The following is a 10,608-nucleotide window of genomic DNA, read 5'->3' as shown; positions in this document are numbered from 1 at the left end:
ACGTTCGACTGCCGTCACGACGGACGACGTTCGCTTCGCGCGCGCCGGTCACGGCGTAACGCTCTATACCGTTCGGCCCAACGTTCAGGTATGCCGGAAGAAGTTCTCTTCAAGTTCGAACGCCGAATGGACCGGACGGAGATCGCCGACTACCTCAGAACCGTCGCCGACAGCCTCGAGTCGGGTGACGACCTCACCCTCGAATCCAGTGGTGAGTCGGTGACACTGGCGCCGCCGTCTCGACCGACGTTCGAAATCAAAGCCGAGCGGGAAATCTCGAGTTCTGGCGGGCCAGACGAACTCGGCGTCGAGTTCGAACTCGAGTGGGACGAAGGCGAGGACGGAACGGACGGCGACCTGCACATCGGATAACCACACAGAGGGCGATTAGATTTCGACAGCCCAGACGCGAAATTCCTCGGGGAGGTCGTACACGCGACGGAAGACGCTGTCGACGAACTGAGCGATGCGGTTCGGATCCGCCTTCGCACTCACGCGGGCGTTCACTCCTTCGGCCTCCTCGGGACGCGTCAGTTCGTCGATCTTGAACGCGGGAAACTCCGCGAGCAGTCCCTTCAGGGTCTCGAGTTCGTCCTCTGTACAGTCGAGATTGATCGTCCCGTCACCGAACTGGATCCACGGGGGGGTAGCGAGTTCGGCGTCATCGCTGGCGGTCGACGCCGTCCCCCGTTCGTTTCCGTCGGACGGACTCGCCATCATATCGCTCTCGAGACGGTCGCCGTCGGCTTCGAGCGTCAGGAAGTGGCTCCCTCGAGTCCGATGAGCCGTAATGGCATCGACGTAGAGTTTCTGCCGCTCGGTCGGATCGGTGGCCTCGAATCGAGTCATACGATACACCTCGGCCTCGTTTCTTTAAGCCTTTATGCGCTGGCGGTCAACGCAGCGACATGGCACAACCACGAGTCCTGATTCTCGGCGCGCCGGGAGCAGGGAAGGGAACCCAGAGTTCGAAGATCGCCTCCGAGTTCGACGTCGAACACGTGACGACTGGAGACGCACTCCGTGCGAACAAGGAGATGGACATCTCCGAGATGGACACCGAGTACGACACGCCACGCGAGTACATGGACCAGGGTGAACTCGTCCCCGACGAGGTCGTCAACGCGATCGTCGACGAGGCACTCTCCCAGGCCGACGGTTTCGTGCTCGATGGCTATCCCCGAAACCCCGAGCAGGCCGAAGAACTCGAGGAGATGACCGACCTCGACGTCGTCCTCTCCCTCGACGTCGGCGAGGAGGAACTCGTCCACCGGCTGACCGGTCGCCGTCTCGACCCCGAGACCGGCGAGATCTACCACGTGGAGTACAACCCGCCGGAGGATCCCGAGGTCAAGGAGCGCCTCGAGCAACGCGAAGACGACACCGAGGAGACCGTCAAAGAGCGACTCCGTGTCTACCGCGAGAACACCAAGCCGGTTATCGACCACTACGACGAGCAGGGGGTACTCGAGCGTGTCGACGGCGAGCAGGCCCCAGACGAAGTGTGGGAAGACGTGAAGGCGACGATCGAGGACGCGGCGTAACGCTTCTTTCGATTTCGACGTACAGGGAAACAGCTTTAAGAACTGGTATATTTTGCCGATCGAGGAACCGAGAACGGCGGCTTGGGTGACGTTATCCGATGATGATTTCGTCCGTCCCAACGTCGATGTCGCTTTCGGTTATGTTGCCCTGTTCTCGGTGGGATTCGTCGCCTGGACCGAAGTCGATCCTGTCACCGCTCCCGGGCTCGAAATCCACCTGGAGAGCAGTCGACTGCCGGTCGAACTCAATGTGAGCTAGCATGTCGTTGAAGTTCGGGTCGCTATGTTCACCGTCGAACGCCTCTTGCCAATATCGTTCATTGGTCCATTCGGTATTCTCGTCGAGTTCAGGATTTGTGTTGTACTGCTCCGGATGATGCGTGATTTCGAAGAGGAACACTGCTTCGTCGTCTTCGAGATCTAACGTCCCGGAACCGTCCGGATCTTCGGAGACGCCGATTCCGACTTCTTCCCGCTCGAGAATTTCGTCCACACTGTACTGTGGTTCGACACCGGGGTCAATCTCCGGTAACGCATTTCTGGATTCGTTCAGAACTCGCACGTTCGATTCCTCAGTCCCTGCATCGGCGGTAAGCTCTACAAGTTGGTTGTCTTCGTCCCCAGTGGGGCAATCGAAGTACGTAATTCCGTCTTTTGTCTCTTGACTTACCCATCCGTCCCATTCCCACTGGTCTCTCTGATAATTATAGTATCGATCACCACATCCACCGTACGATGTTGCTTGCAACATGAAACTCACCCGTTCTTCCGGAACAAATTGATATTCCAGAATGTCATCTCTAAGCTCATGTCTATTTACGTTTGAATCCGCCCAAGAAACCCCGTCACCCTGACCGTGCCGAACGGGATCCTCTATCGGATTCCCATCGTCGTCAACCCGTTGCGTATAGACGTCGACGAACGCTGGCGCCCAATTGTTCTCTCCGTAATAGGAACGGTACGAACTGAGTTCTGAGCCGATAATTCGAACCGTAACCTCGGTACCTGCATCGACGATAACCATGCTATCTTCGACATTGATACCATCATCGACCGTGAAATAGCCGGTCGCTTCGTTTCCGTTCACCGCAGAAACAGTAAATTCGTGATCTCCTTCGTGTAGCTGATCTCGTTCGAGAGTCCACGTCGCAGTTCCGGTCTCTCCAACGGTCCGTTCCGAAACTTCGGGGTTCGTTGTGCCCTCAAGGTCGTACGGATCATCATCGGAAACACCGTCGACTTCGAGACTCAGTTCGAGTTCCCCTGCATTTGGTCCGCCATCAGAGAGATTGGCTCCGCCGATGTTCGTGATGTCGATTTCGACCGTTGCATTGTCTCCAGAGAATTCGACCGGATCGTCCTCGTCACTGGCATCCATCCCGTCTACGCGCGGGACGTCGATATCGAGGTACGGTTCCGGTTCCGGGCTAAAGTAAAACGAACCCGGCTGTTCGAGTTCGTCCTGATCCGTATAGATCTGGTACTCGTACTCTTCTCCCTGCTGTAAGTGATCGTGGGGGTCCGCAAGCGTGAAGGTGACGTTCTCCTCCTGGCCGCTAGAGAGTTCGATCGGTTCCGTTATCTCGGGACCGCCGATGATGTCGAGTTCGACGTCCTGTTCTTCCTCTACTTCACCGACGTTCTCGAGGGTCGCTTTGAACTCGAGGTCGTCGGTGCCGACGTGTTTGTTCTCGCCGTCCTCGCCGCTGACGACGCCGTGGTCCTCTTTGATCCAGAAGTCCGCACTCGAGTCGGTGACGTTCTCCATGATGACCTCGACGGTTTCGTCGCTTCCGGTGCCGACCACGGGACTCGTCTCCCCGCTGTTCACCGTGAAGTTTTCGCGGTTGTCGAACTCGGAGGTGAGAAACTCTGACCAGCCGTCGTGGTACTCGCTTTCGATCACGAGTGCCATATCGTTGTAGCCGTCTCTGGTCGCGTTTTCGCTGGCCTCCTCGAGTCGTTCGGAGAGATCGCTGTCGGGGTTTGGCTGTGCAGTCCCTTCGCTTTGCTGGACCTCGTCTTCGGTCAACGTCAACAATCGAAGCTGAAGGGACTCGTCCTCGTACCCGATGTCCGGTTCGGAATTTACGCGGTACTCACCGTTGCGATCCACCCAGCTTCCACCACCCTGGAGGATGACCGTCATGTCGTCTGATTCGTCCACCAGTGCACCGAGTGGATCGATTTCGACCGTTTCGTTCCCGGCTTCGACCGCATCGTGTTTAGTAGCACCAGCGGAGGCGTTGTACCACGCGATGTGAACGGTGCCATCGGGCCGGTAGTTGTCTATCGGAATAGACGTCGTCTGGTCCGTAGATGCGGTCGTCTCGATACTGTGTTCGGTCGTATCGATCGCGGAGTGCGTAATCTCCGCTTCGCTGTCGTCCTCGAGGGACTCGAGTAATCCGATCCCCAACACGAGAACGAGCACTGAACCCATCAGCACGATCCCGAGTAACAGCGTAAACCCCACGACGTGAGACACCCCCCGGTCTCCACGCAGTGTCTGACGGAGTCGGTCAGCTCCCGGAGTCATTATTTTGTACTGATTTAGTTTTCGAGATAATAAATGTTGTCCAAATCACTGTGCGGAGGCAATGTCCGAAAAGAATCCCCCGCAAGCGGTCGAACGTCGCCGACGGAGGCCACCACTGGTTCGTTCGTCGCTCTTCCGACGAAGATAAACACTTGTATACCGAACGGCCGCTAGAACAATCAGATGACGCGTACAGCCGAGAAGATCAACTCCCTCGTTCGTGAGGATTCCTCGCTCGCCGACGGCCTCGAGACGATCCGCGAGCAAGCCGACGAAAACGGCGGCGAGGTTACCTGGCAGGACGTCAACGACGACCTGACCAGCGGACAATGGGGACGACTGATCGAGAAGGGAGTGTTGGTCGACGGGGACGAGGGGTTCGAGATCGCCGACAGAGAGGCGTACGACGAAGCGCTGGACGGCGACGGCGAGACGGGAGTGCCGGACGTCGACATCAGCGACGAGGAGTCGAAGTGGTCCCAGTGGGACAAGATCGCCGCAGTCGGCTCGGTCCTATTGATGATCGGCTACTGGCTCGATTCGGTTCGGAACACGGTCGGCGGAGCGATCGACTTTCTGCTTGCACCGCTCGACGCCGCGCTCCCGTTTTACGCCGTGATTCTCTCCGTGGCGCTGTTGACCGGCCTCTACTCGACGCTGTTGCAGGCCAACCTGATGAATCCGGAGATCATCGGGAAGTACCAAAAGCGGATGAAGGCGATGCAGGAGAAACAGAAAGACGTCCGCGAGCGCAAGAAAGAAGCCGAAGAACGCGACGCGAGCGACGCCGAGATCGAACGCCTCGAAAACGAGATGGACCGCGTCCGCGAGGAACAGATGGAGGCGATGGCCGACAACATCGGAATGTTCAAAGAGCAGTTCCGACCGATGGTCTGGATCATGTTGTTTACCATCCCGCTGTTTCTCTGGATGTACTGGAAGATCCTCGACGGTCACGTCAGCGAGGCCGAATTGACGATGATCATGCCGATCGCGGGCGAAGTGCGGCTGAACCAGGGTCTCGTCGGCCCGATGTGGGCGTGGATCGTCTGGTATTTCCTCTGTTCGATGGGCTTTACGCAGCTGTTGCGCAAAGCGCTGAACATCGATATGACCCCCGCAGGAACCTGATCGAGCCCCGACGGATTCAAAACCCCTTTTAGTCACGCCGTCGCAGGTCGAATATGTTACTCACCGTCTCCGGTCCGCCGGGTAGCGGGAAGAGCACCACCGCCGGGTTGCTCGCCGAGGCGTTCGACCTCGATCACGTCAGCGGCGGCGACATCTTCCGAGAACTTGCGGACGAACGGGGCTACACCCCCCTCGAGTTCAACAAGCTGGCCGAGGAGAACGACCAGATCGATCGCGATCTGGATCGACGGCTCCGAGAAATCGCCCTCCAGGAGGACGATCTGGTCCTCGAGTCCCGACTCGCAGGGTGGCTCGCGGGCGACGAGGCGAACTTTAGATTCTGGCTCGATGCGCCGGCCCGAGTCCGTGGCGAACGGATCGCCGAACGAGAGCAGAAAGATCCCGACCGGGCAACCGAAGAGACGAAAGCGCGTGAAGCCAGCGAGGCCCAACGGTATCAAGAGTACTACGGCATCGACATTCGGGACCTGACAATATACGATCTCTCGGTGAACACCGCTCGATGGGAACCCGATGCGGTCCTCGACATGCTCGTGACCGCCGTCGACGAGTACGAATCGACCGGCGACGAAGGAAAAGCGGACGTCGCCCTCGAGTACGAGTTCGAATGACGCTTCGTGGCCCGCCCGACGATCGATCGCCGGCCGAACTCCTCGCGTTCGGCGTCGTCAACCTGGACAAACCGCCGGGTCCATCCTCCCATCAGGTCAGCGGGTGGATACGTGACGCCGTCGACGAGAAACTCTCGACGCTCGAGGGGACCGAACCGATCGATCGTGCCGCACACGCGGGGACGCTCGATCCGAAGGTAACCGGCTGTCTTCCGGTTATGCTCGGCGACGCCACCCGTCTCGCGCAGGTATTTCTCGAAGGCGAAAAGGAGTACGTTGCTGTCCTCGAGTGTCACGGTCGGGTACCGTCGGACGCAGAATCGATCGTCGCCGAGTTCGAGGGACCGATCTATCAGAAGCCGCCGCGAAAGAGCGCCGTCTCTCGTCGGTTGCGAGTGCGAACGATTCACGACCTCGACGTTCTGGAACGAGATGAGCGACGACTCCTGTTGCGGATCCGGTGTGAGAGCGGCACCTACGTTCGAAAACTCTGTCACGACCTGGGGCTTGCGATGGGGACGGGTGGTCACATGGGCGCGCTCCGCCGGACGATGACGGAACCGTTCGACGATACGGATCTTCACACCGCGACCGAGTTCCTCGATGCGCTCGCGTTCTGGCTCGAGGACGACGATCCGGAACCGCTGTACGACGTCGTCGACCCAGCCGAGCGAATTCTCGAGAATCTGGCGCGGGTAACGATCGCCGAGAGCGCCGCACACGAAGTTGCAAACGGCGCACCGGTCTACGCACCCGGCGTACTCGACGTCGGCAGCGACGCCAGCCACGGTGACCTCGTCGCCTGTTTCACACCCGCAGGTGCGGCAGTCTGTCTCGGTGAACTCGTCGGCAGCCGAGAGGCCGATTCGGGTGTCGTCGTGGATCTCGAGCGCGTTCTCGTCTGACTCCGGCCAACGACTCGAGTTCCGATCCGTGTGGGCAAAGCGAAACGACACGCTTAAACAGCAGACGGCCGTCGATCCACGTGCGGGACCGTGGGGTAGTGGTATCCTCTGCGGATGGGGTCCGTAGGACCCGAGTTCAATTCTCGGCGGTCCCATCAGAATTTTAATAAGACGAGGACAATAAGCACCTCAGATACCTCTCCGTTCAACGTTCTCGTAACCGAGGTGTGCAATAAATAATGCGCTGGAAATCCAGCGTATCGGCTCGAAATCGGTATCAGAAATGTGGTAGTCGCGTCACTGGTGAGTTCCGCCGCGCGTACGGGTCACTTCGAGTTGGATACTAGAGATGACCCTGTTTCCAGAGGAGTCAGTTACGGCCCTACACAAGTTTGCGACATGACCAATAATTGAGTCCGACCCACTAGAATCCTAGTAAATATGACTCCTTCTGGGAGCAACTACCCCGAGCGGTCCGCTTGGTTTGTTCACTCATCGGCTTGTTCACGGAGATACCTCCGTTTGTGTTCGTCTATGACTGCCTGTCGCCGCTGTTTGGCCTGCTCAGTCATCATGTCAGGAGACCACTCGAACCCATTGTCGGTTTCCAACTCGATCGTTTTAATCTCCGAGAAGTCTTTCAGGCAATCCTCGACTTCCTCCATAAAGTATGGAATCATGTGACAGGACGGTGTAGTAAGCCGCATCTGGATGAGTGCTTTGCCTTCTCTAATTTCGATAGATTTGACAAGCCCCATCTCGACGATGTCGAGGTTCGAACCAGTCGCAGCACTACACGGATCGACGATCTCACGCAGGGAGTCACGGACCCGTTCAGTCGTGCTCATGTTGTGGCCACCTCGAAGTTCGTTGTTGACCACGGATCCGCGACCTCACCGTCAGACTCATCAGCTTCGGTTTGTGCCCTGAGTTCGTCGAGGTCAAATCCGTGTGCCTTAGCAAAATTCTCGCCGAGGATTTTTTGTTTGTCTTCCTGAGTTATTGTGAACGTTCCGGCAAAACCATCCATCTCCGGGAAATCGAACTCCCAGAACCGCTCGAGAAGCAGTTGCGGATGGAAGTGCGGAGCACCCGTGCCCCAAATGAGTTTGTCTATCGCCTGTTTTCCACCTGCGTACAGTAATTCCTGCATCGTGTCTGCGAACGTTTTCGGCGTGGTTACAGCTTCGGAGAGCGTCAACTCCAGATTGATGTAGACGTTGGGATGTCGCATGATCTGCCAGCCAGTCTCCTCCGCAAAGGTCAGACCACCGTGAACTATCTCGAAGTTCAGATCTGGGAAACTGATCGCGGCTTCCTCAATATCATCGACCTTATACGGTTTCATCGGAACCGTACCGAAGGGGAACGCTTTGTGTACGGCTACGACATCCAGTCCAAGATCGGCGGCGTGTTCCCATAGTGGAAATGCAGTTTCTGGATCGTCCATTCTGAAACCCCGATGAGTACCGTCTGCTTCCCAGTATGATGGGTATATCTTCACACCGTGTGCACCTAGCTCTTCGACCTGTCTCGTCAACTCTTCTTTCGGATTATCCATTCCAATCGGATCGATTCCGGCCAGGGCTGCCCCCCGATTCGGGTTCCTCTTTACGAATTGTTTTGCTTTCTCGTATGAGGTCAACCCGTCCTCGAAGACCATGATCGTTTGCGGGTGGAAGACACTGAAGTCGGTAGCACTCTCCTGAAATAGCGTGGACTCAGTGTCTGCGAGTTGCCAGTCGTCGAGGAACGTCTCTTCTGTTCGAACGTATTTGTCTGGCATCGACGATTCCAACCCGTATCCGTTTCTGGCGACCGGCTCGGCTTGTTCGGCAACCCGATAATTCGAAGGGGACAGGTTATATGAATGTGATACGGCGTCGACTACGAGAGTATCGTTCAATGATACCATGTACCACATATGGTGAATACCCTTCAAAATTCTTTCTCAAATGGACATTGGATAAATAGGTAAGAAAACATACATTTCCACATACCTTGATAGCCTCGCACAAGAAATAACTGTGATGAGTTAACTTACACCAATCATGGACGCTGCACGCCTGCATGAATACACGGACGATATGTCGATGGCGTTTTCGTTCGAGGAGTTACCAATGCCGGAACCGAAACGATCAGACGATATTGTCGTTCGTATCGAAGCAGCAGGGTGGTGTCACACCGACAACCATATCGTCCACGGAGATTTTGAAGGGGTTGCGGATATCAATTTGCCGCACACCCCAGGCCACGAGAACGCTGGCACCGTAGAGTCGGTCGGTAACGAAGTGACAGCAGTGGAGCCCGGTGATGAGGTAGTCCTTCATCCAGCACTCACGTGTGGAACCTGTCGCTCCTGTCGACTCGGTGAAGAAATGTACTGCGATGAACACGTGTTTTGCGGTATGGACACGGACGGTGGATTCGCAGAGTATATGCGAACAAGCGAACGGAGTGCAGTCCAGCTAACCAACGTAGATCCCGTCGAGGCGGCACCTCACGCAGACGCTGGACTTACCGCCTATCGAGCAGTCAAGCGCGCACGTGCCAATCTCGTACCAGGTGATACGGTGCTTGCAATCGGAGTTGGTGGCCTCGGACACATCGGCATTCAATTGCTCGATGAACGGACAGCAACTACAATAATCGCCGCAGACATCAAAGATGAGGCGCTCGCGTTAGCAGATTCTGCCGACCATACTGTAAATCTCAGAGACGAGGAGATATCTGAGCTAGTCGATACAGTGACTGATGAACACGGTATCGATGCGATACTCGATTTTGTTGGTTCCGACGAGACGCTTGATCTCGGCTTGTCGTTGCTGAAACAGGGCGGGGATCACTACGTCGTCGGCTATGGCGGTCACGTGACTGCACCGGCCCAGGCGATGGTGGGTCTCGAGATCAATTACTGTGGAACGCTGTGCGGATCATTCACTGAACTCCAAGAATTAATGTCGTTGGTAGAAGATGGAAAAATTGACGTTCGGACCACCGAGTATCCGCTCGCGGAAATAAACGAAGTCGCCGCAAAACTGGAAGACGGTGAAATCCAAGGGCGAGCAGTCCTCAAGCCCTGAAAGAAAAGCGGATTATCGATACTTCATGTCAGGAGACGCCACCGTACGTCAACGTTTCGTTCTCGCAAACGACGAACCTCGCCAACTCCCGCTTCGAGTGGCTCTCGAGCAAATGATTCTCGAGTGTCAGCGTCGGCTCGACGACTCGACGACAGAGGGGACACTCGACGGGAGTTTTCGACGCCATACCATCGAATCGGGCCGTGGACCCAAAAGTGTGGAGCAGGCACTGTACGGACCGAAACGGTTCCGACTCGAGGGGTAAACTGACACAAAGATTCAAGCGGCCGGCCCGTTCAGATACCAGTGTACGTTCAATGATCCCAAGGGACGGCATCACTCCCACAGATCGACGGGTCGTTCGGGAACACCGGTCTCGTTCGGCGACCTCACGACGACGTGTGCGTTCGACGGAAACGCGGCCACGGATCGGACGGTGAGTCGATGATCGGCGTACTCGAGAACCGACTGCCGCCGGAGGTCACGAGGACGACACTGTATCACGTCGTGCGTCTCGTGTTGCGGCTGTACGTGGGAAGTTTGCTCGTCGCCGGGGTGTACAGTCTGCTCTGGGTCGCTGACGTCGCGGGACTGATCCCGGAAGCGCTGTTGTCGACGATCTGGATCGGAATCGCGGTCATGGGATCGCTCTTTCTCGTCCTCCTGATTCCACTGTTCTACACGTCACGCTCGAGCCACCGGTAATCTGCTCAGAATTCGGCTCGAGTCGTCCGTACCTTCCTCGAAATTCGAGGCGTTTAACCCGTCGTCATC

General features: G+C 56.8%; 12 protein-coding genes and 1 tRNA gene. 8 read left to right on the top strand and 5 right to left on the bottom strand.

Annotated features, from left to right (window positions below):
* The first annotated feature begins 90 nt into the window (after window positions 1-90).
* Complete coding sequence (locus GRS80_RS05270; RefSeq protein WP_160046655.1) at window positions 91-372, top strand: amphi-Trp domain-containing protein; 282 nt, start codon at window positions 91-93, stop codon at window positions 370-372.
* Window positions 373-387: 15 nt separating this feature from the next.
* On the opposite strand, the gene GRS80_RS05265 is transcribed toward GRS80_RS05270, so the two are convergent.
* Window positions 388-849 carry a hypothetical protein gene (locus GRS80_RS05265; RefSeq protein WP_160046654.1) on the bottom strand — a complete coding sequence of 154 codons (462 nt, stop codon included), beginning with the start codon at window positions 847-849 and terminating at the stop codon, window positions 388-390.
* Window positions 850-908: 59 nt separating this feature from the next.
* Here GRS80_RS05265 and GRS80_RS05260 point away from each other — a divergent pair, with 59 nt between their 5' ends.
* Window positions 909-1,544: an adenylate kinase gene (locus GRS80_RS05260; RefSeq protein ID WP_160046653.1), complete on the top strand. Its 636-nt coding sequence runs from the start codon at window positions 909-911 to the stop codon at window positions 1,542-1,544.
* A 91-nt stretch (window positions 1,545-1,635) separates the two neighbouring features.
* Here the strand turns inward: GRS80_RS05260 and GRS80_RS05255 are convergent, their stop codons facing one another.
* On the bottom strand, window positions 1,636-4,083 hold the full coding sequence (locus tag GRS80_RS05255) for a hypothetical protein (protein WP_160046652.1): 2,448 nt from the start codon (window positions 4,081-4,083) through the stop codon (window positions 1,636-1,638).
* Between the two features lie 183 nt (window positions 4,084-4,266).
* On the opposite strand from GRS80_RS05255, the gene GRS80_RS05250 reads away from it, so the two are divergent.
* From GRS80_RS05250 to GRS80_RS05235, 4 genes are all read left to right on the top strand, one after another.
* Window positions 4,267-5,214, top strand: coding sequence for a DUF106 domain-containing protein (locus GRS80_RS05250; protein ID WP_160046651.1), 948 nt, complete (start codon window positions 4,267-4,269; stop codon window positions 5,212-5,214).
* 53 nt (window positions 5,215-5,267) lie between these two features.
* Complete coding sequence (gene cmk / locus GRS80_RS05245) at window positions 5,268-5,846, top strand: (d)CMP kinase (RefSeq protein WP_160046650.1); 579 nt, start codon at window positions 5,268-5,270, stop codon at window positions 5,844-5,846.
* Complete coding sequence (locus GRS80_RS05240; RefSeq protein WP_160046649.1) at window positions 5,843-6,751, top strand: RNA-guided pseudouridylation complex pseudouridine synthase subunit Cbf5; 909 nt, start codon at window positions 5,843-5,845, stop codon at window positions 6,749-6,751. Before cmk ends, GRS80_RS05240 begins: the two co-directional genes overlap by 4 nt.
* Before the next feature lie 84 nt (window positions 6,752-6,835).
* A tRNA-Pro gene (locus tag GRS80_RS05235) sits at window positions 6,836-6,906 on the top strand.
* A gap of 333 nt (window positions 6,907-7,239) precedes the next feature.
* On the opposite strand, the gene GRS80_RS05230 is transcribed toward GRS80_RS05235, so the two are convergent.
* Together GRS80_RS05230 and GRS80_RS05225 are read right to left on the bottom strand one after the other, a co-directional pair.
* On the bottom strand, window positions 7,240-7,599 hold the full coding sequence (locus GRS80_RS05230) for an iron-sulfur cluster assembly protein (protein ID WP_160046648.1): 360 nt from the start codon (window positions 7,597-7,599) through the stop codon (window positions 7,240-7,242).
* Complete coding sequence (locus GRS80_RS05225; protein ID WP_160046647.1) at window positions 7,596-8,666, bottom strand: amidohydrolase family protein; 1,071 nt, start codon at window positions 8,664-8,666, stop codon at window positions 7,596-7,598. The genes GRS80_RS05230 and GRS80_RS05225 overlap by 4 nt, the downstream gene beginning before the upstream one ends.
* Window positions 8,667-8,802: 136 nt before the next feature.
* Here GRS80_RS05225 and GRS80_RS05220 point away from each other — a divergent pair, with 136 nt between their 5' ends.
* Window positions 8,803-9,834 carry an NAD(P)-dependent alcohol dehydrogenase gene (locus GRS80_RS05220; protein ID WP_160046646.1) on the top strand — a complete coding sequence of 344 codons (1,032 nt, stop codon included), beginning with the start codon at window positions 8,803-8,805 and terminating at the stop codon, window positions 9,832-9,834.
* Window positions 9,835-9,862: 28 nt separating this feature from the next.
* On the opposite strand, the gene GRS80_RS20320 is transcribed toward GRS80_RS05220, so the two are convergent.
* A complete protein-coding gene (locus GRS80_RS20320; protein WP_200840327.1) occupies window positions 9,863-10,021 on the bottom strand; it encodes a hypothetical protein in 159 nt (52 codons plus the stop codon).
* A 257-nt stretch (window positions 10,022-10,278) separates the two neighbouring features.
* Here GRS80_RS20320 and GRS80_RS05215 point away from each other — a divergent pair, with 257 nt between their 5' ends.
* Complete coding sequence (locus GRS80_RS05215; RefSeq protein ID WP_149080055.1) at window positions 10,279-10,539, top strand: hypothetical protein; 261 nt, start codon at window positions 10,279-10,281, stop codon at window positions 10,537-10,539.
* The last annotated feature ends 69 nt before the right edge of the window (window positions 10,540-10,608 follow it).

Source organism: Natrialba sp. INN-245, from assembly GCF_009807105.1.
Taxonomy (GTDB): domain Archaea; phylum Halobacteriota; class Halobacteria; order Halobacteriales; family Natrialbaceae; genus Natrarchaeobius; species Natrarchaeobius swarupiae.
Note: the sequence above shows the minus strand (reverse complement) of the source record. Positions and strands in the feature narration are given on the sequence as shown.